The following is a 20,733-nucleotide window of genomic DNA, read 5'->3' on the forward strand; positions in this document are numbered from 1 at the left end:
CCGCAGGCCACACGCTTAGCCGTGCATGACGGCCGCGTGGATTTACGCCGGATAGGGTTTCCCGGGCTTTGCGGCCAGCACGAAGGGGATGGCAAACGGCCCCAAAAAGGTCACCAGGACGGCCCGGACGGCCGTTGTCCTGATCTGGCGGCGCTTGGCAATGCACATGCAGGCAAAGGCCGACAAAGACCAGAGCAAGGCAGGCAAGTATGCAGTCATCATGAACTCCGGATGCGCCTTGGAAGGCAGGAAAACCATGCTGACACGGAAATGTGGCCACGGCAATGGCTGATTGGGCATCTGCCACGCAATGCGCCGCTGAGCACGTTTTTTTCAGCCATTCTTAAGACTGCAGTTCATTGCCCTGACTACGTTGCCGGCGGCACGGGGCATGGCGTCTCAGCGGCCATTTGCGCATAGGTACTGGCGCCGCCGCCCAGATGGATGAAATCCGTGTACAGGACACGCTTGCCCTGCAGCGTGTCGTGAAATCCGCCCAGGTAGGCGCCCGTCTTCGGATAATTGCCGCGCGACGGCAAGTCCACATTCATATAGTGGGTCGGGAAATTGCTTCCCTCATACACCAACTTGCCATTGAGCCAAAGGCGCGATGCGCCCGTGCCTGAGGCATGCTGCCAATCCGCATCGAGCACCACGCAATACCATTTCTCACGTTCAATTTTTCCCAACATCAGACGTTGCTGCACCGTGTTGTTCGCGGTCGCATCAGCCACCATCACGCCGTCCTTCAGCGTGTAGGTATCGCGGTGATTGGCCCGCGTCTCCATCACCAAGTCGGGTCCATCGGCGATGATCGAGAACGGCGGCGACGTCACGACGATGCCCCTGGCGCTGTGCACCTGGAAGACGACGATCCAGCCATCCTTGCCCGTCAAATCCCAGTCGGCGGGAAAATACACGCCGCCCGCATACCAGCGGCGCCCCTTGGGCATGCGCTCATACGATGGCGTTACCTCTGTGCGCTTGCCATACTCGTCAGGATCGCTGGCATTGACCGTCATGCGAAATACCTTGCGCGTCTCAACGCCTTGCGTCACCGCAGGATCACCCACCAATTCCACTCCGGCAGGATTGCCGGCGCTGATGCCGTACAGCCAGCTGAAATAGCGTGTTGTCACATTGTCGAAACTGGCGGGCCTGGGCAGGCTGGTCGGCGCCATGGTGGTCACGGGTCCGCCGATGCTGTTGACGACCTGCGCGTGCAGCGGCGTGGCAGCCAGCAATGCCAGCATGGCGGTGGCGATAGATGAGCGCATGGGAAACCTTTGTTTCAGGGATTGCTCAGGGCGCCGCATGGCAAGGCGTCTTTTGCGTCAAGTCATTGAGTGATGCGGCGGCATCGCCCACCCATATAAAGTCGGCATACATCACGCGATGCCCGGGCGCAGCTCCCTCCGGCACGCTCAAGCCCACGCGCGGCACATGCAGCGCGCCCGCATAGCTGTTGTGGCTTGAGCGGGCAAAGAAAGTTTCCTTCGCACTGCCATCCATGTACACCCGCAATTCACCGGTGCCGGCCACCGCAGACCAGTCGGCGCGCACCACCATGCAATGCCAGCTGCCCAGGGTTGCCGGCCCGGCCAGCACCGTGCGGCGCGCGGAATTGGCGGGCGTGATATCGCTCGTCCGATGATTGAAATTCATGTTCAGCATCAGCTGGTCGCCACGTATCTGCAGTGCAAGCGGCGGCGCCAATGCACCTGCCCCGCTGCCGTTGTCGACCTGCGCCACGGTGACGGGCACGCTGGTGGTGATCCAGTCGGCGGGCAGGAAGACGCTCATGGCATACCAGCGCCGCGTCGATTGCACGGGATGCTGTTCGCTGAACAGATAGGCATCGCTGTGCGGCGTGGCGTCCGTGCTGTACCAGTCCGCGCGCACCACCGGCCGCGTGACGCCGCCCAGCGTCGCCGTCATCACCTGGACACGCTGCTGCGCATGCTGGCGCACGCCATAGTAATCAGTGAAATGCTGTGCGATGTCCGCCGCCGCAGCAGCAGGAAAGACGGCCGCCACGGCATGGGCCGGCAAGCCAGCAGCAGTCAACAAGGAGATGGCGGCAAGACGGAATAACTGCATGCAAAGCCTTTATGGATGGGCTATCGAAAACACGATGCATGCAATTGTATTTAAATCTATTGATTTTCACAATTAATAAATATATTTTTACAATATTACTGGATATACGGGGCAAAGCAGGATGATGCCGGGTCCGCCAGGCGGGAACCGGCACCAGTGGACGATTTAGTGCTGGCCGATCTTCATGATTTTCAGCGCGTTCGTGCCGCCGACCTTGCCCATCGGCTCGCCCCAGGTCAGCACGACGGTGTCGCCCTTGGCCACGACCTTATGTTCCACCAGCAAATCTTCCGCCTGCTGCAAGACCTTGTCGCGGTCCGTGCCGGACGTCAGTTCCAGGGTGCTGACGTTGCGGTACAGGGCCAGCTTGCGGCGCGTGCCCACGCTCGGGGTCAGGGCCACGATCGGGATGTCGATATTGCAACGGCTCATCCACAGTGCCGTGGAACCCGATTCCGTCAGGGTGGCAATCGCTTTCACGCGCAGGTGATGGGCCGTAAACAGCGCGCCATACGCGATCGACTGGTCGATGCGCGAGAACGTGGCGTTGAGGAAATCGGCGTCCAGCTTGCAGGTGTCCCATTTCTCCGCGTCCAGGCAGATGGCGGCCATCGCTTCCACCGTTTCGATCGGATAACGGCCCGAGGCCGTTTCCGCCGACGTCATGACGGCATCCGTGCCATCGAGCACGGCATTGGCCACGTCGGACACTTCCGCGCGGGTCGGCACGGCGTTGACGATCATCGATTCCATCATCTGCGTGGCCGTGATGGCCAGCTTGTTCGAGGCGCGCGCCATCTTGATCATGCGCTTTTGCAAGGCCGGTACGGCCGCGTTGCCCACTTCCACGGCCAGGTCGCCACGGGCCACCATGATGCCATCGGACGCGTCGAGAATTTCTTGCAGCGCAGGAATAGCTTCCGCACGCTCTATCTTGGCGATCATCATCGGCTTGTGGTCCCACGCTTCGCCGGCGATATTCGCCAACTGGCGCGCCATGACCATGTCGGTGGCGTTTTTCGGGAAGGACACAGCCACGTAATCGGCCTGGAAGCTCATCGCCGTTTTCACGTCTTCCATGTCTTTCGCCGTCAGGGCCGGAGCGGACAGGCCGCCGCCCTGGCGGTTGATGCCCTTGTTGTTCGACAATTCGCCGCCGATCTTGACGGTGGTGTGGATTTCGCTGCCGACGACCTTGTCCACAGTCAAGACGATCAGGCCGTCATTCAGCAGCAGCACGTCGGCCGTGCGCAAGTCGCGCGGCAATTCCTTGTAGTCGAGGCCGCAGCGCTCGATATTGCCCAATTCGCCGTTTTCTCCCCATTTCGCGTCGAGGATGAACTTGGCGCCGTTTTCCAGGAAAATCTTGCCTTCTTCAAACTTGCCGACGCGAATTTTCGGGCCTTGCAAGTCGGCCATGATGGCCACTTCGCGGCCGCACAGGGCAGCCGCTTCGCGCACCATGCGGGCGCGGTCGATATGGTCTTGCGCCTTGCCATGCGAAAAGTTCAGGCGCACGACGTCGACGCCGGCCTTGAACATGCGGACCAGAGTATCGATATCGTTGGAAGCGGGGCCGATGGTGGAAACGATCTTGGTGGCGCGTTGCTGTACTTGCATGGTCATGGTGTGCTGCTTTCTATAAAGTTCGTGCTGCTACAAGGGCCGGCCTTGTGGGCCGGCCGTCCTGGTGCGCTGGATCAGCGGTACTACGTTCTTACTTGGCCGCCATCAGGGCGACCGTCGTGTCGAGCATGCGGTTCGAGAAGCCCCACTCGTTGTCGTACCACGACGACACTTTCACGAGGCGGCCCGAGACCTTGGTCAGGGTCGAATCGAAGTTCGACGAAGCGGGGTTATGGTTGAAATCGATGGAGACGAGCGGTTCCGTCTGGTACGTCAAGATACCTTTCAGGGCGCCTTCCGACGCCGTTTTCAGCAAGGCATTGACTTCCTCGACGCTGGTATCGCGCTTGGCAATGAAGGACAGGTCAACCAGCGAGACGTTAATCGTCGGCACGCGCACGGCAAAACCGTCCAGCTTGCCATTCAGTTCCGGCAAGACCAGGCCGACGGCGGCGGCGGCGCCCGTCTTGGTGGGGATCATCGAATGCGTGGCCGAACGGGCGCGGCGCAAGTCTTCATGCATCACGTCGCTCAATACCTGGTCGTTCGTGTAGGCGTGCACGGTGGTCATCAGGCCCGATTCGATGCCGATGGCGTCGTTGAGGGGCTTCACCAATGGCGCGAGGCAATTCGTCGTACACGAGGCATTCGAGATGACCGTGTCCGAGGCTTTCAGCACATGCTGGTTGACGCCGAACACGATGGTGGCGTCCACGTCCTTGCCACCCGGCGCGGAAATGATGACCTTTTTCGCCCCGCCCTTCAGGTGGGCCGAGGCTTTTTCCTTGGTCGTGAAGAAGCCCGTGCATTCGAGCACCACGTCGACGCCGAGTTCGCCCCACGGTATCAGGGCCGGGTCGCGCTGCGCGAAGACGCGGATGCGGTCGCCATTGACGATCATGTTCTCGCCGTCGATGGTGACGACGCCGGGAAACTTGCCGTGTACCGTGTCGTAGCGCGTCAGGTGTGCATTCGACTTGGCGTCGCCCAGGTCGTTGATGGCGACGATTTCGATATCCTGCTGCTTGCCGCCTTCATAAAACGCGCGCAAGACATTGCGGCCGATGCGGCCATAGCCATTGATAGCAACTTTGATGGTCATGCTGTCTCCTTGATATTATTTAAATGATTCACCTGATACGTACAGCGCCGAACAAAACCGTAGCGAGCGGAAGGGAGTTGTGGCTGAGAAGCGGAACTGTGCTTGAGCACAGTGAGCATCGCAGGCCGCAAATCACGACGCGCAGTAGGTTTGGTTCGGTGCCATCTAACCGCTGTTGCGCAACCCCGCCGCAATACCGTTGATCGACAAATGGATGCCCGTGCGCGCCGCCGCGTCCTGCTTACCCTCGCGGAAGCGTTTCAGCAGCTCCACCTGCACGTGGTTGAGCGGATCGATATACGGGAAACGGTTGCGTATCGAACGCTGCATCAGCGGATTGGCTTGTTGCAACTCTTCCTGGCCCGTGATCAGTTTCAAGGCGTCGAGGGTGGCCGCGTATTCGGCGCGGATGCGCGTGAAAATGGCGTCGCGCAAGGCCTTGTCCTTGACCAGTTCCGCATACTTGCCGGCAATGGCGATATCGCTCTTGGCCAGGACCATATCCATGTTCGACAGCAAGGACGTGAAGAATGGCCAGTCCGTGTACATGCCGCGCAGCACGTCCGCGCCATCGGCAGGATGGGCCGCCAGGTAGGCTTGCACGGCAGAACCGAAACCGAACCAGCCCGGCAGCATCAAACGGCATTGCGCCCAGCTCAGGACCCAGGGAATGGCGCGCAAATCCTCGATGGACGTGGATTTCTTGCGCGAGGCGGGACGGCTGCCGATATTCAGGGCGGCAATCTCCGCGATCACCGTCGATTCCCAGAAATACTGTTCAAAGCCCTCCGTGCCGTAGACGAGGTCGCGGTAGGCGTTCAGGGCCGTGCCCGAAAGCTCTTCCATCGCGGCCAGATGGCCCGCGCCAGCCGAGGCCTTCGGTTGCAGCTGCGCCTGCGGCAGCAGGGTCGACTGGATGGTGGCCGCCACCAGCACTTCCAGGTTGCGGCGCCCTACTTCCGGGTTCGCATACTTGGCCGTGATGACTTCGCCTTGCTCCGTCAAACGGATCTGTCCCTGCACGGCGCCGGCCGGCTGGGCCAGAATGGCTTCGTAGCTGGGTCCGCCGCCACGGCCGACGGAACCGCCGCGGCCGTGGAACAATCGCAGCTTGATCTGGTATTGCTTGAACACCGTCACCAGCTCGATCTCGGCCTTGTAGAGTTCCCAGCCGGAGGTCAAGAAGCCGCCGTCCTTGTTGCTGTCCGAGTAACCAAGCATGACTTCCTGCTGGTCGGCGCGCGACGCGAGCAATCCGCGGTAGAACGGCAAGCCGAAGGCGCGCGCCATGATGGCGGGGCCCGCGCGCAAGTCGTCGATGGTTTCGAACAGGGGAATGATGTTGACATCGACTTCGCGGCTATCCTGGCGCAGCAAGCCTACTTCCTTGAGCAGCAAGGCCACTTCCAGCAAGTCCGAGACGCTGGCCGCCTTCGAGATGATGCAGTTCGGTACCGATTCCTTGCCATATTTGACATGGGCCTCGCGCACGGCGCGGAAGATGTCAAGTTCGGACGTCGTTTCTTCCGAGTAGTGCGCATACGGCGAGGTCAGCAGGCGTGGCGACTCCAGCTCGGCCAGCAGCAAGCTGATGCGCTGCTCTTCATCGAGGTCCAGGTAGACGAGGCCCGGCTGGGCACCCGCGAACAGTTCGCCCACGACGCGCTCATGCACGTCGGAATTCTGGCGCAAGTCGAGTGGCGCCAGCGAAAAGCCGAAGACCTTGACGGCGCGGCGCAGCTGGCGCAGCCGGCCGCGCGCCAGCGCACGCAAGCCATTGCTGACCAGCGAATGCTGAACGACGTCCAGGTCAGCCAGCAGTTCAACAGCGGCAGCGTAGGGCTGCACGCCGTCTGCCTGCTTGCCCTTGCCGGATAGCACCACGCGCGTGGCGTCCAGGCGTGCATGGATGCCGTGCAGGGCGCGGCGGTACGGTTCGTCGACCCGGTGCGGCGACGCATCGGCCGAACGCTCGGCCAGCGCGCGCAGCGGCTCGCTGCACGCGTTCAGTATTTGCGCCAGCGACAGTTGCGAAGCGAGCTTGCGCAATTCACCGAGGTAAAAATCGAGTACCTTGTCAGCCTGCGTTTGCAGGGTACTGCGCAGGATGTCGGCCGTGACAAACGGGTTGCCGTCGCGGTCGCCGCCTATCCAGCTGCCGACTTTCATGAAATTGGGTAATTCCGCATCTTCCCAGCGGGCATCGCGCTGGGCCAGCATGGTTTCCAGCGAGGAATACAATTTCGGCAGTTCACGCAGGATCGTATGGTCGTAGAACGACAGGCCATTGGCCACTTCATCCATGACGGACAGCTTGCTGGTGCGCAGCAGACGCGTCTGCCATAGGGTGACGATGCCACGGCCCAGCGCTTCTTCGTTTTGCTCGGCCTCTTCCGGCGTCATTTGCACGCGGTCGCGCTCACTCAACAGGCGGGCGATGGCCATCTGGCAATTCTGGATACTCTTGCGCTGCACTTCCGTCGGATGCGCCGTGAAGACGGGGCTGACAAACGCATCTTCAAAGAACGTTTCCAGCGCATCGGCCTTGCCGGCGTCAAACACGTTGCCGACGGCATGGCTGAGGCTACCCTGGCGCGGCGGCGAGCCGGCGATCAGATGGGCGCGCGTGCGGCGGATGTGATGTTGGTCTTCTGCAATATTGGCCAGCAGCGAGAAATAGCTGAAAGCGCGCGTCAACTGCGTGGTTTCTTCCTGCGACAGCGCTTGCAGCGCGTCCGACAGCTGCGCGCGCGCCGCTTCATCATTGTCGCGGCGGAAACGGATGGCCAGCTGGCGCACATGTTCGATGCGTTCGAAGGCGGGGTCGCCCAGGTGGTTGCGGATGGCGTCGCCCAGCAGACGGCCCAGCTGGCGGATATCGCTGCTCAGCAGCTCGTCTTTCACTTCATTCATTTGCATGGTATTCATTTCCTGGGGCGGCCACGGCGGCACCGCACAGATTGCGTAGTACGCGCTTCCCGGCCCGGGAAACGCCCATCGTCCAATTTGTAGTAAATTTACCTTATTGCTTCACCATCCTCTTGATTTCCATCAACAAAAATCCCACCCAAAGGGCAGGCAAGGGCTAACGAGCTGTTTGCCACGGCAACAATATGAAAATTTACTACGCATTTGAGCGAAAGGCAATCAACTTTTGTCTTTCGAGGCTGAAAAGTGACGGCGCAACACACAGGGCCGGCGCTCTCCTGTATGCTGCGGTTCAAACAAGGATGTAATCCACATCTTATGAATGATACCCATGCGACTGACTGCCTATACCGACTACACCCTGCGCACCCTGATGTACTTGGGCGTGCACCGCGACCGCCTCGTGACCATCCAGGACATCGCCGACCTGCATTCCATCTCGAAGAATCACCTGATGAAGGTGGTGCATCAGCTGGGCCTGTCAGGCATCGTGGAAACGGTACGTGGGAGAAATGGCGGCCTGCGCCTGGCGCGCGACCCGGCCGAGATCAATATCGGCACCGTCGTGCGCGAGACGGAAAGCGATTTTTTCATGGCGGAATGTTTTAACAAGGAAAACAACACTTGCCCGCTGACGCCTGATTGCCTGCTGAAGGCCAAGCTGGGCCAGGCCACGGCCGCCTTCCTGGCCGTGCTCGACACGGTGACCCTGGCATCGATACTCGAAGCGACGCCGGGCGCGCCAGCGCCGATGGCAGGCGTGATCCGCCTCCACGTGGAAAATACCTGATAATTGTCAGGACCAGGCAGGCAGTCCGGATGGGCGATAGGCGCGATGTGCGCCACGCTGCATCGTGGTGAGGGGGCTGCGCATCAGAGCATGCCTGCTATTTTTTACTTTTCTGCTTTGCCTGTTTTGTCTGCTTTTTCGACTTTGTTTTTGAACCGCTGCTCTTGGCACTGGTGGCGGGTTCCTTCTTCCCGGCAATCGCCTTCGCAAAATCCGCATTAAATTTCCCGCTATCTATTAACTCATCCACAATCCCTGGATAATCCTTCAACTCGGGCACCCAATCCCTGATCTCTTTGAAAAGGCCTGCCATATGCCCTTTTTGCCGGTATTTGACCACCATCTCATTCCATTGCTCGGCATAAGTGTCTGGTTTTGAATGCTGAGAGAATGTCTGGTAGAAAATGGCGTTGGTGCGGAACGGGTCTGCCAGCTTACGATCGAAGCTTTGCCTTAATGGGTTGTGCTCCTCATGCAGCCCATTATGGATTTTACGGACGTGGGGGCGGTCACCGGGTTTGTCCGGGTGTATGAAAGCATCCGTATTCGATTGAAGATCGTCGCTATTAAAAAATAGCGGCCGCGTTACGCTGGACCGCATTTTCTTGGCATGATAATGAAGTTTGCTGAATTCACCTGCCAATTCTTCGCTTGTCTTCCCGCGAAGCAAGGATTTGGATGCCTCATTGTAAGCGGCGAAGCCGGCATTCAGATTCTCGGGCAAAAGGGCTGCTGCTGTACCGCGTTCCTTTAAAAATACAATATTAGGTTGATCAGCATCAGGGTAAAGCAATGACGAAGGAGAAGCGCCAAGCGACGGCAGTACCGACCCTGGCAATTTGCTTTGCTCCTTGTAATGCCTGAATTTCTCGGGGTCGAGCACGGTGTTGAGATTATCGGCGCCAACAAGTTCCCTCCCGTCGGCCTGTGACACCCCCAGGCCGGTTGAGACGGAAATATGTTTTGGCGCATGCCAGGTTCTGTAGACAAGCCGGGTTTCTTCAAATGCCTTGTCAAGCGTATCGCTAGCCTCATGCTTATCGATATCTTTTTCAAGCAGGCTTCCAAGTTCCTCCAATTGCGCTGCTGACAAGCTTTTCAATTGATGATAAAAATCAGACAGCAGGCGCACTTTCTTCGCCTGTTTTTGCTCTGCCTCCATGTTCGACCCATCGACCGCGGCAAGCGCCTGCATGAATTCACCATACGTGTCTTCGGAATGGTACGGTTGCAACGGCTGGTGCTGGGGAGCCACGCTACGCCATTCCACGCCCAGCTCGATCGGATGTTGATCGCCATCCTTGTACTGCATCTGCGGGCCGATCATATTGGGGTTTTCGTCCAATTCCGGCAATGCGCGTCCCGTCGCCACGGACACCCACGGGTTGAGTTTTGCCTGGACCTCGAAGCGCCCGTTTGGCACAGGCACGATGCGCGTTGCCTGCGGACGCAGCACGCCCAGTTGATGGGCGATCGCCGCCGGATTGCCTGCGCCGCCGATGCCCGGCATCCGCACCCGTCCATTGCCGATGCTGGCCGAGCCCGATTGCAAGGCGTCCGCCACCGGCCTGCCAGGCGCAGTGGCCGTCGCTTCCAGCGATTGCGCGAGATCGCGCAGGTGCATGGCACCGACGTCGGGCCGCTGCGTCATTTCCACCTCGCCATCGCGCAGCCTGCCTTGCCGGGCCCTGGCCAGCATATCGTGCACGCGGGATGGATCGGCCGTGCCATGCATGGCATGGCTGCCCGCACCGCCAGCCCCATCCACCATGCCCGGCCATTTACGCGAGCCTGTGGCTTGCGGCCGCTCACTGCCGGAACGGAATGCCGCGGCCAGCTGCCCTGCCCCGCTGCCAGCGCCGGGCGCGACGAAACGATCCTGGCGTTCCTGTTTTTTTACCGCGTATGTGTGCTTCATTGGCTCTTTCAAGTTGCACTTACTATAAGTAACAACAAGCGGACCTTCTCTGCGCGAGAGTACACCGGCCGGCCAGATCGTGCAAATCGCAGACAAAAAAACACCCCTGCGAAAGGGGTGTTCAAGGTGTAGAGCGATTCAAATGCTCAATGCGCGCTGGCTCCAGCCGCGCCGATACCCGTTTCCGAACGCATTTGCTGCGCTTCGTAGCCGGCGCGGTCGATGCGCGCGCGGGGGCTCTTGTCGAGCACGGAAAACAGCCAGATGCCAACGAAGCCGGCCGTCATCGAGAACAGCGCCGGCGACGCGTAAGGGAACAGCGCTTCGCCATGGCCGAGCACGTCGACCCATACGGACTTCGACACCACCGTCAGCGCGACAGCCGTGGTCAAGCCCAGGAAGCCGCCGATGGTGGCGCCCCGCGTGGTGCAATCCTTCCACAGCACCGACATGAACAGCACGGGGAAGTTGGCCGAGGCGGCGATGGCGAATGCCAGCGAGACCATGAAGGCGATGTTCTGCTTTTCAAAGGCGATGCCCAGCACCACGGCGATGATGCCCAGCACGACCGTCGTCACGCGCGACACTTTCAATTCGTTGGCGCCCGTGGCCTTGCCTTTCTTGATGACGGTGGCATACAGATCGTGCGACACGGCCGACGCGCCCGACAGGGTCAAGCCCGCCACGACGGCCAGGATGGTGGCAAACGCGACCGCCGACATGAAACCGAGGAAGACGTTGCCGCCCACGGCCTTGGCCAGGTGCACGGCCGCCATGTTGTTACCACCCAGCAGCTTGCCGGCAGCATCCTTGAACTCGGGATTGGTGCTCACCAGCACGATGGCGCCAAAGCCGATGATGAAAGTCAACACATAGAAGTAAGCGATCCAGGTGGTGGCCCAGAACACGGATTTGCGCGCTTCCTTGGCGCTCGGCACCGTGAAGAAACGCATCAGGATGTGCGGCAAGCCGGCCGTACCGAACATCAGCGCCATGCCGAACGAGATGGCCGAGATCGGATCCTTGATGAAAGAACCGGGCCCCATGATGGCTTCCTTGGTCGCGTGCACGTCCACCGACTTGGCGAACAGCGCTTCCGGGCTGAAGTTGAATTGCGCCAGCACGGCCACGGCCATGAAGGTGGCGCCGCCCAGCAGCATCACCGCCTTGATGATCTGCACCCAGGTGGTGGCCGTCATGCCGCCAAACAGCACATAGATCATCATCAATGTACCGACCAGGACGACGGCGATCCAGTATTCGAGGCCGAACAGCAGCTTGATCAGCTGGCCCGCGCCCACCATCTGCGCGATCAGATAAAAGGCCACGACGACCAGGGTGCCGGAAGCCGAAAAGATGCGGATCGGCGCCTGCTTGAAGCGGTAGGCGGCCACGTCGGCAAAGGTAAAGCGTCCCAGGTTGCGCAAGCGCTCGGCCATCAAAAAGGTAATGATGGGCCAGCCGACGAGAAAGCCGATGGCGTAGATCAGGCCATCATAGCCGTTCAAAAAGACGGCCGCGGAAATACCGAGGAAGGAGGCGGCCGACATATAGTCGCCCGCGATGGCCAGGCCATTCTGGAAACCTGTGATACCGCCGCCGGCCGTGTAGAAATCGGAGGCCGACTTGGTCTTCTTGGCCGCCCACTTGGTGACGAACAATGTAAAAATAACGAAGGCGGCAAACATGATGATCGCCGTCCAGTTGGTCGGCTGCTTGACTGCCTGCCCCAGGTCGGCGCCGGCCGCGAACGCGGCATTGCTGGCACCCAGCAGCGTCAGGGCACTCAGGCAAGACAGGCCGCGCAGCGCATGCTTGGCGGCGCTCATGCTTGCACCCGTGCCTGGATGGCGTTGCTCAGGTCGTCGAACTGCTTGTTGGCGCGGCGCACATAGATGCCGGTGACCAGCACGGTAAACACGATGACGAACAGGCCGATCGGCATGCCCCAGGTCATCACGCCGGCGCCCGTTTTAGTGGCAAGGAATTCCTTGTTGAAGGCGATGAGCAGGATGTAGCCGTAGTACACCAGCATCATCAGGCCCGTCAGCGCCCAGCCGAAGCGGGAACGCACCTTGACCAGCTGATGATAGCTGGGGTCGCTCTTGATTTTTTGAACCAGATCGTCATGCATTGTGTTGCCTCCTGTTATGTAAAAGCTGCTCTTTTGTTTTCGAGCTTGGATTCACAGTACAGTGCGAGGCTTACCCGCCCCTTACGGCAGTGTTTTTTCTCGCGGGGACAACACAATGCAGAAAAAAATCAATTCAGTGCGGCCGCCGGTCCGAAGAACTCGTGGTGCGTCTGCTGTTCCGGCACGCCCAGCTCGCGCAAGTACTGCTTGATAGCGCGCATGAATGGCTGCGGTCCCAGGAAGTAGGCGTCGACGTCGCGCGAAACCGGCAGCCAGTGACCGAGCTGCTCCTTATTCAGCAAGCCGACGGCGTCCGGCGCATCCTGTTCGCCGCCATGTTCCGCGTAGCAGTAATAGCGCTGCAGCTGCGGGTGCTGCGCGGCCAGTGCGTCGATCTGCGCGCGGAATGCATGCACGCCCTGGTTGCGCGCCGCGTGGATGAAATGCACGGGACGCTTGCCGCGCAGGGCCGCCGTCAGCATGGCCAGGGTCGGCGTGATGCCCACGCCGCCGCTGATCAGCACAAGCGGCTTGTCGCTATCCGTCAGCACGAAGTCGCCCGAGGGCGGCGTCAGCTGCACGGTGTCGCCCGCCTGCACGTGATCGTGGAAGAAATTCGACACCTTGCCGCCCTCTTCGCGCTTGACGCTGATGCGGTACGTCTGGCCATTGCTGGCGGCAGACAAGGAATACTGGCGGCGCATGGGCACGCCATCGACGGTGGCCAGCACGCCGATATACTGGCCTGGCGCAAAGTCGAGCACGGCCTGGCCATCGGCGGGCGCCATCAGGAAGGACGTGATCTCGCCGCTTTCCACCGTCTTGCTGCGCACTAAAAAATCGCGCGCGCCGCTCCAGCCGCCCGGTGCGGCGGCCTGCGCCTTGTAGATGCGCCCTTCTTCGCCGGCCAGGATGTCGGCCAGCTGGCCATACGCCGCGCCCCAGGCGTCGATGACGGCATCGCTGGCGACCTCTGCGCCCAGCACTTCGCGTATCGCTTGCAGCAGGCTGGCGCCCACCAGCGGATAGTGCTCGGCGCGGATCTGCAGGGCCACGTGCTTGTTGACGATGGTGGCCACCAGGTCGCCCAGCGCCGCAAGCTTGTCGATATTTTTGGCATACATCAGCACGCCATTGGCCAGCGCCCGCTGCTGGTCGCCGCTGTGCTGGTGCGCCTGGTTAAAGTACGGCAGCACTTCGGGATGGTCGCGGAACAGATTCTTGTAGAAGTGGCGCGTCAGCGCTTCGCCGCCCTGCTCGAGGATGGGGACGGTGGCCGTGATGATGGCGCGTTGTTCTTGGGTCAGCATGTAAAACTCCTGTGTATATGTGTAAGCGGTCTCAGGCCAGCGTTTCAACGGCTGGATATAACTCGTGGTCTTCGCGCCGCATGCGCTGGAACAGCGCGTGCAGCACGGTATTGGCTTCGCTGCGGAAGGCTTCCGGTTCGGCTTCCAGGCGCACGGGCGTATTCCAGCGGCCGGCGAAATCCAGGTAGGCGCCGGCGATGCCTTGCATTTCGTTTTCGTACCGGCGTCCCAGTTGTGCCACCTTGGCTACGCCGGACGCTTGCGCAGCCGGATACAGGTAGCGCTGCTCGACGGCCAGGTGCAGCTTGATCAAGCCGCTCATGGCAATGATCTGTTCGGCAATGGCTTGCGCCTGCGCAGCCACACCGCCGCGCGCCAGCCGGCGCAAGTCGTCAATGGCGGCCAGGATGTCCAGGTGCTGCTGTTTGAATTTGTCGATATTCATGGCGTGTTTCTCTTGTTGAGTGTTCCCAGTGTAGCGGAACTCGCTTAAACATGCAAATTACATGCATCTTTAAATGCATAAGTGTTTCCTGAAGGAATCTGAAACGACATGCGCCACTATGTGCGCCAGAGAACACAAGCTACGGCCATGTCTGCCTATAATTTATTTATCACAGCACAGGCCCGTTTGCGGCCGTGCCGCACCCTCCACTCCAGCCAAGGATGAGCATGAAAAACAAGACGGGCACGGGCCAGGCGCAGCAACTGGCAGGCATCATCAACGAGCACCACACGGACCTGCTGGACGGCTGGATGGCCGGCCTGATCGCCCGCCTGGTGCGGCGCGACAAGATCGCCGAGAACGAGCTGCGCCAGCAGGCATCGCAATTCCTGCCGCTGCTGGCGGGCGCGCTGGAAAGCGGCGACTCGTTCGACATCGAAGGCGGCGCCTGGGACGATACGCGCCAGCTGATCGCGGAGATATCGCAGTCGCGCGTGCGCCAGGGCTATTCGCCGATCGACACGGCCAGCTTCATGTTTGCCCTCAAGGAGCCGCTGTTCGCCTACCTGCGCAAGGCAATCACGGCGCATCCGGAGCAACTGGGCGACGCCATCGTCAGCACCAGCAAGCTGTTCGATGAACTGGGCCTGCTGACCATCGCCATCTACCAGAAAGCGCGCGAACAGGTGATTTTGCGCCAGCAGCAGGAATTGCTGGAGCTCTCAACGCCCGTGGTGCAGCTGTGGCAAAACGTGCTGGCCCTGCCCCTGATCGGCACCCTCGACAGCGCGCGCACGCAGGTGGTGATGGAAAGCCTGCTGCAAAAGATCGTCGACACGGGCGCCCTGATCGCCATCATCGATATCACGGGCGTGCCTACCGTCGACACCCTGGTGGCGCAGCATCTGCTGAAAACCATCGCCGCCGCGCGCCTGATGGGCGCCGACTGCATCATCAGCGGCATCCGCCCGCAGATCGCACAAACCATCGTGCACCTGGGCGTCAACCTGGAAGACGTGATGACCAAGGCCACGCTGGCCGACGCATTCGTCGTGGCCCTGAAACGCACGGGGTCCAGCATCACCTACCAGCAGCAACAACACTGAGGCGCCTATGGAAAGAATCCCCATTTTACGCATGGGCCGGCTGCTGCTAGTGACGATCCAGGTGGACATGCATGACCGCCTGGCGATGACCTTGCAGGATGACCTGACCACCCGCATCGTGACGGACCGCGCCACGGGCGTGCTGATCGACATTTCCGCGCTCGACATCGTCGACTCCTTCATCGGCCGCATGATCAGCAATACGGCGGCGATGGCGAAAATCCTCGACGTGCGCACCGTCGTCGTCGGCATGCAGCCAGCCGTCGCCATCACCCTCGTGGAACTGGGGCTGACGCTGGAAGGCGTGAGCACGGCGCTCAACGTGGAGCTGGGCATCAAGCTGCTGGAACGGGGCGGCGCATGCGCATGACGGGGGCGCCGTGCTAGGCGCGCAGGCACACGAGAGCGCGCAGATCCTGCCCCTGCACAGCGACGAAGACGTCGTACGGTTGCGCAAGCAGGTACGCGACAGCATGGTCGCCATGGGTTTTGGCCTGATCGAACAGACCAAGATCATCACGGCGGCGAGCGAACTGGCGCGCAATACCCTGCGCTACGGCGGCGGGGGCGAAGCGCGCATCGCGCGCGTCAGCGATGGCGCGCGCCAGGGACTGGAGCTGCGCTTTGTCGATGCGGGACCGGGCATCGAAGATATTCCCCTGGCGCTGACCGATGGCTATACCAGCGGCGGCGGGCTGGGACTGGGGCTGGGCGGCGCCAAGCGCCTGGCCGACGCATTTCACATCGACACGGCGCCCGGCGCGGGCACCACTGTCACCATCGCGAAATGGAAGCTGTTTTGAACCACCTCGACCAAGCCCCTGACATTGCCAGGCAACGCAGTTTTCCCATCGGCGAACCGAGCGAGATCGCCGCGGCCCGCCGCGCCGGCAACGAACTGGCGCGCCGCATCGGCTTCGACGACGTGCGCACGGGCCAGCTGGCCATCATCATCAGCGAGGCGGCGACCAACATCGTCAAGCACGCGCAGCGCGGCGAAATCCTGCTGCGCAAGGTGCTGCGCGGCGGTACCAGCGGCATCGAAGTGCTGGCCATCGACAACGGTCCCGGCATGGCCAACGTGCGCCAGCACATGCAGGACGGTCATTCCACCACGGGCACCTACGGCGTGGGGCTGGGCGCGATACGCCGCCTGAGCCAGGAATTCGACCTGTACACGGCGCCCGGCAAGGGCACGGTGCTGATGATGGTGGTATGGGGACAGCACGCCAGCAGCGCCATTCCTGCCAGTCCGAACTGGCAGATCGGCGCCGTATGCCTGCCGCTGGCCTCGGAACAGGTGTGCGGCGACGCCTGGAACGTCGTCTGCGAAGGCCATGAACTGAGCCTGATGGTGGCCGATGGCCTGGGCCACGGCCCGCTGGCGGCGCGCGCTTCGGAATGCGCCAGCGCCCTGCTGGAACACAGCACGCCCGGCTTGCCGCCCCTGCCCGCCTCCTTCATCGAACTGGCCCACGGCGCCCTGCGTGCCACGCGCGGTGCAGCCCTGGCGGTGGCGCATATCGACAGCGCACGCCGCGAATTGCGCTACGCCGGCGTGGGCAATATCGCCGCCTGCGCCTTCGATGCGCAGCAGCGCCGGCATCTGCTGTCGCATAACGGCATCGTCGGCAGCAATCTGCGCAAGGTGCAGGAGTTCTGCTTTCCATGGCAGCAGGCCACGACACTGATCATGCATTCGGACGGCTTGCACACGCGCTGGGACCTGGAACGTTATCCGGGCCTGGCGCAATGCCACCCCAGCCTCGTCGCCGCCGTGCTGTACCGCGATTTTGCGCGCGGGCGCGACGACGTCACGGTGGTGGTGCTGCGCGAACATGAGGAACACCAGGCTGTAACAGCTGAAACAGCGGAAGGGACAGGTGCGGCATGACACAACGCATATTGACAGCCCATATCGGCAGCGAACTCGATGTGGTGGGTGCGCGCCAGCGCGCACGGCAGATCGCCGCCCTGTGCGGCTTCGGCGTGCAGGACCAGGTGCGCATCGCCACGGCCGTATCGGAACTGGCGCGCAACGTCTACAACTACGCCGGCAGCGGCAAGGTGCATTTCGCCATCGATGGCCAGACGGCGCCGCAGGTGCTCAGCATCCGCATCGAGGACCAGGGCCCCGGCATCGCGCAGCTCGACAAGATACTGGCCGGCACCTACCGCTCGCCGACAGGCATGGGCCTGGGCATCCTGGGCGCCCAGCGCCTGATGGACCGCTGCCATATCCACAGCACGCCGGGCGACGGCACGCAGATCACCTTGCACAAGCTGTTCCCCCGCGACGCGCCCCTGCTCGACGGCGCCACGATCGGCGTGCTGTCCGGCAGCCTGCAGGCGCTGCCGCCGGATATCACGCTGTCCGAAGTGCAGCAGCAGAACCGCGAACTCCTGAGCACCCTGGCCGAACTGAAGACGCGCCAGGACGACCTGCTGCAGCTGACGCGCGAACTGGAAGACACCAATCGGGGCGTGGTGGCGCTATTCGCGGAACTGGACGAGAAAGCCGACCACCTGCGCCGCGCCGACCAGATGAAATCGCGCTTCCTGTCCAACATGAGCCATGAATTCCGCACCCCGCTCAGTTCCATCCGCGCCCTGTCCAAGCTGCTCCTCGACCGCATCGACGGCGAGCTGTCGGAGGAACAGGAAAAGCAGGTGCGGTTCATCCTGCAAAGCGCCGTCAGCCTGAGCGAGCTGGTCAATGACCTGCTGGACCTGGCCAAGATCGAGGCCGGCAAGGTCGACGTGCATGCCAACAGTTTCCAGGTGGCCGACCTGTTCAGCGCCCTGCGCGGCATGCTGCGTCCGCTGCTGGTGTCCGAGTCGCTGACCTTGACCTTCATCGACCCCGACCCGGCACTGCACATTCACACGGATGAAGGCAAGCTGTCGCAAATCCTGCGCAACTTCATCGCCAACGCCCTGAAGTTTACGGAAGCGGGCGCCATCATCGTCAGCGCCACGCCCTTGCCGGAGCAGGATGCCATCCGCTTTTCCGTCTCCGACACGGGCCTGGGCATCGCCGCCGAAGACGTGCAGCTGATCTTCGAAGAATTCAGCCAGGTGGAAAACCACATGCAGCGCAAGGTCAAGGGCACGGGCCTGGGCCTGCCCCTGTGCCGCAACCTGGCCACCCTGCTCAATGGCACGGTGAGCGTGGAAAGCACGCCGGGAGAGGGCTCGCTGTTTTCCGTCGTCCTGCCCGCCAGCTACCATGCGCCCGAAGGCAGCCTGCCGCCGAGCGCGCCAGCCAACGATAACGGCAACGACCAGCGCATCGGCGTGCTGGTGGTGGAAGACAATCCACCCGTGCGCCTGCTGTATGAAAAATTTTTGGCCGGCAGCGAATTTCGCGTGGTCCCCGCGCGCAGCGTGCGCGAAGCGCAGGAGCGCTGGGAGCAGCAGCGCCCGGCCGCCGTCATCCTCGACATCATGCTGCACGGCGAAACGGCCTGGCACTGGCTGGCCGAGCTGAAAAACGACCCGCTGCGGCGCCAGGTGCCCGTCATCGTCGCCACCGAGATCGACGACGTGCGCAAGGGCCTGGCCCTGGGCGCCGACGCCTACTACGTCAAGCCGCTGTCGCGCCAGCAATTGCTGGCAACCCTGCGCGCGCTGATTGGCAACCCACACCACCGGCAAGAGCCGGTTCCGCCGCAAGGCACAACCACCTGGGACAATGCGCATGCTACCGGATAACAACAGCGATGCTCTGATCCTGAACGTCGATGACAGCGACGGCGCACGCTACGCCAAGTCGCGCATCCTCAAACGCGCCGGCTTCAAGGTCATCGAAGCCTCGAACGGGGGAGACGCACTGCTGCGCGCCCGCCAGGACCGCCCCAACCTGATCCTCCTCGACGTCAAGCTGCCCGACATCAACGGCCTGGAAGTATGCCGCCAATTGAAGGGCGGCACCGAGACGAACACCATCCTGGTGCTGCAGACGTCCGCTTCCTGCATCGGCTCGGCCGACAAGATCCGCGCCCTCGACGGCGGCGCCGACAATTACCTGGTCGAGCCGATCGAGGCCGATGAACTGATCGCCAACGTCAAGGCGCTGCTGCGCCTGGGACGGGTCGAGCGCGCGCTGCGCGACGTGGACCGCCGCAAGGATGAATTCCTGGCCACGCTCGCGCACGAATTGCGCAACCCGCTGGGCCCCATCCGCACGGCGCTGGCCCTGCTGTGCAAGCTCGATCCCGTCGTGCCGGCCGTGCAGGACAATGCGCGCCGCACCATCGGCCGCCACACGGACCACCTGGTGCGCCTGGTCGACGACCTGCTCGACGTGTCGCGCATTTCACAGGGCAAAATCTCGCTGCAATGGGAAAGCGTAAGCCTGGCCAGCGTCATCCGCAGCGCGCTGGAAACGAGTTCGCACAGCGTCGAGGCGCGCGGCCATGCGCTGGACGTGAACCTGCCCCAGGAAGAACTGTGGGTCTGCGGCGACGCCGTGCGCCTGTCGCAGATCGTCGCCAACCTGCTGCTCAACGCGGCCAAGTTCACGGCGCCGGGCGGGCGCATCGCCATTAGCGCCGGGCGCGAAGGCGACAACGTGCGCATCCGCCTGAGCGACAACGGCATCGGCATCGCCGCCGCCAGCATCGACAGCATCTTCGGCCTGTTCGAGCAAAGCGGCCATTCGCCCGACCGGGTGCAGGATGGCCTGGGCATCGGCCTGTCGCTGGTGCGCAACCTGGTGACCTTGCACGGCGGCCAGGTCAGCGTGCACAGCCCCGGCGTGGGACTGGGCAGCACCTTCGAAGTCATCCTTCCGCTCGACGCCAACGTGCCGCTGCCGGCCGCGCCAGTGCCGGAGGCGGCCACCGGCGGCAGCCAGCGCATCCTCGTCGTCGACGACAACTGCGATGCGGCCGACACCCTGGCCGAATTGCTGGAAATGTACGGCCACACGGTGCGCACGGCCTACACGGGGATACAAGCCACCGAGCGCACCCTGGAATTCAAGCCCGACATCGTCTTTCTCGACATCGGCCTGCCCGACATGAGCGGCTACGACGTGGCCGTCAAACTGCGCCAGTTGCCGATACCGCAGCAATTCCTGCTCGTCGCGCTGACCGGCTACGGCCAGGAACACGACCGCCAGGCGGCCCTGCAGGCCGGTTTCAACGAGCACTTCGCCAAGCCTGTCGATTTCGGCAAGCTGGCCATGCTGGGATTGCATATCGCCCCCTGAACAGGGTGGCGGCTGCCTGCGGCCAAGGCGTCGGCTATAATCGGCGGCCGCCTCACCTC

General features: G+C 62.1%; 18 protein-coding genes. 7 read left to right on the top strand and 11 right to left on the bottom strand.

Annotated features, from left to right (window positions below; genetic code table 11):
• Positions 1-42: 42 nt before the first annotated feature.
• The 6 genes from CSQ91_RS08125 to ppc all read right to left on the bottom strand — a co-directional run bounded on the left by CSQ91_RS08125 (position 43) and on the right by ppc (position 7,747).
• Positions 43-300 (bottom strand): hypothetical protein, encoded by a 258-nt coding sequence (locus tag CSQ91_RS08125; RefSeq protein WP_099387931.1) that lies wholly within the window; start codon positions 298-300, stop codon positions 43-45.
• 68 nt (positions 301-368) lie between these two features.
• Positions 369-1,277 (bottom strand): heparin lyase I family protein, encoded by a 909-nt coding sequence (locus CSQ91_RS08130; RefSeq protein WP_180278371.1) that lies wholly within the window; start codon positions 1,275-1,277, stop codon positions 369-371.
• A gap of 25 nt (positions 1,278-1,302) precedes the next feature.
• On the bottom strand, positions 1,303-2,100 hold the full coding sequence (locus tag CSQ91_RS08135) for a heparin lyase I family protein (protein ID WP_083299767.1): 798 nt from the start codon (positions 2,098-2,100) through the stop codon (positions 1,303-1,305).
• A gap of 165 nt (positions 2,101-2,265) precedes the next feature.
• Positions 2,266-3,726 (bottom strand): pyruvate kinase, encoded by a 1,461-nt coding sequence (pyk, locus tag CSQ91_RS08140; protein WP_080698726.1) that lies wholly within the window; start codon positions 3,724-3,726, stop codon positions 2,266-2,268.
• Between the two features lie 91 nt (positions 3,727-3,817).
• Positions 3,818-4,828, bottom strand: a complete 1,011-nt coding sequence (gap, locus tag CSQ91_RS08145; RefSeq protein ID WP_099387933.1) for a type I glyceraldehyde-3-phosphate dehydrogenase — start codon at positions 4,826-4,828, stop codon at positions 3,818-3,820.
• A 165-nt stretch (positions 4,829-4,993) separates the two neighbouring features.
• Entirely contained in the window at positions 4,994-7,747 is a 2,754-nt protein-coding gene (ppc, locus tag CSQ91_RS08150; protein WP_218963722.1) for a phosphoenolpyruvate carboxylase, read from the bottom strand.
• Between the two features lie 340 nt (positions 7,748-8,087).
• Between ppc and CSQ91_RS08155 the strand changes: the two genes are divergently transcribed.
• Entirely contained in the window at positions 8,088-8,546 is a 459-nt protein-coding gene (locus tag CSQ91_RS08155) for an RrF2 family transcriptional regulator (protein ID WP_034785762.1), read from the top strand.
• A 97-nt stretch (positions 8,547-8,643) separates the two neighbouring features.
• On the opposite strand, the gene CSQ91_RS08160 is transcribed toward CSQ91_RS08155, so the two are convergent.
• The 5 genes from CSQ91_RS08160 to CSQ91_RS08180 form a co-directional block, all read right to left on the bottom strand.
• Complete coding sequence (locus CSQ91_RS08160) at positions 8,644-10,464, bottom strand: hypothetical protein (protein WP_099387934.1); 1,821 nt, start codon at positions 10,462-10,464, stop codon at positions 8,644-8,646.
• Positions 10,465-10,610: 146 nt separating this feature from the next.
• A complete protein-coding gene (locus CSQ91_RS08165) occupies positions 10,611-12,293 on the bottom strand; it encodes a cation acetate symporter (RefSeq protein WP_180278372.1) in 1,683 nt (560 codons plus the stop codon).
• Entirely contained in the window at positions 12,290-12,598 is a 309-nt protein-coding gene (locus tag CSQ91_RS08170) for a DUF485 domain-containing protein (protein ID WP_034755744.1), read from the bottom strand. The genes CSQ91_RS08165 and CSQ91_RS08170 overlap by 4 nt, the downstream gene beginning before the upstream one ends.
• 128 nt (positions 12,599-12,726) lie before the next feature.
• Entirely contained in the window at positions 12,727-13,908 is a 1,182-nt protein-coding gene (hmpA, locus tag CSQ91_RS08175; RefSeq protein WP_070280586.1) for an NO-inducible flavohemoprotein, read from the bottom strand.
• A gap of 31 nt (positions 13,909-13,939) precedes the next feature.
• Entirely contained in the window at positions 13,940-14,353 is a 414-nt protein-coding gene (locus tag CSQ91_RS08180; RefSeq protein WP_034785752.1) for a hemerythrin domain-containing protein, read from the bottom strand.
• A gap of 227 nt (positions 14,354-14,580) precedes the next feature.
• Here CSQ91_RS08180 and CSQ91_RS08185 point away from each other — a divergent pair, with 227 nt between their 5' ends.
• Genes CSQ91_RS08185 through CSQ91_RS08210 form a run of 6 tightly spaced genes read left to right on the top strand, consistent with a single transcriptional unit; the run spans position 14,581 to position 20,674 of the window.
• Positions 14,581-15,459 (top strand): STAS domain-containing protein, encoded by an 879-nt coding sequence (locus CSQ91_RS08185; protein WP_070257095.1) that lies wholly within the window; start codon positions 14,581-14,583, stop codon positions 15,457-15,459.
• A gap of 7 nt (positions 15,460-15,466) precedes the next feature.
• Positions 15,467-15,829, top strand: coding sequence for an STAS domain-containing protein (locus CSQ91_RS08190; protein WP_099387935.1), 363 nt, complete (start codon positions 15,467-15,469; stop codon positions 15,827-15,829).
• 10 nt (positions 15,830-15,839) lie between these two features.
• Positions 15,840-16,262 (top strand): ATP-binding protein, encoded by a 423-nt coding sequence (locus tag CSQ91_RS08195; RefSeq protein ID WP_244965231.1) that lies wholly within the window; start codon positions 15,840-15,842, stop codon positions 16,260-16,262.
• The gene (locus CSQ91_RS08200) at positions 16,259-17,353 is read left to right on the top strand and encodes an ATP-binding SpoIIE family protein phosphatase (RefSeq protein ID WP_225317332.1); all 1,095 of its coding nucleotides are present in this window, start codon (positions 16,259-16,261) and stop codon (positions 17,351-17,353) included. Before CSQ91_RS08195 ends, CSQ91_RS08200 begins: the two co-directional genes overlap by 4 nt.
• Complete coding sequence (locus CSQ91_RS08205; protein WP_099387936.1) at positions 17,350-19,173, top strand: ATP-binding protein; 1,824 nt, start codon at positions 17,350-17,352, stop codon at positions 19,171-19,173. The genes CSQ91_RS08200 and CSQ91_RS08205 overlap by 4 nt, the downstream gene beginning before the upstream one ends.
• Positions 19,160-20,674: an ATP-binding response regulator gene (locus CSQ91_RS08210; protein ID WP_092606810.1), complete on the top strand. Its 1,515-nt coding sequence runs from the start codon at positions 19,160-19,162 to the stop codon at positions 20,672-20,674. Before CSQ91_RS08205 ends, CSQ91_RS08210 begins: the two co-directional genes overlap by 14 nt.
• Positions 20,675-20,733: the final 59 nt, after the last annotated feature.

It is taken from the genome of Janthinobacterium sp. BJB301, assembly GCF_002735685.1.
Classification (GTDB): Bacteria; Pseudomonadota; Gammaproteobacteria; order Burkholderiales; family Burkholderiaceae_D; genus Janthinobacterium; species Janthinobacterium lividum.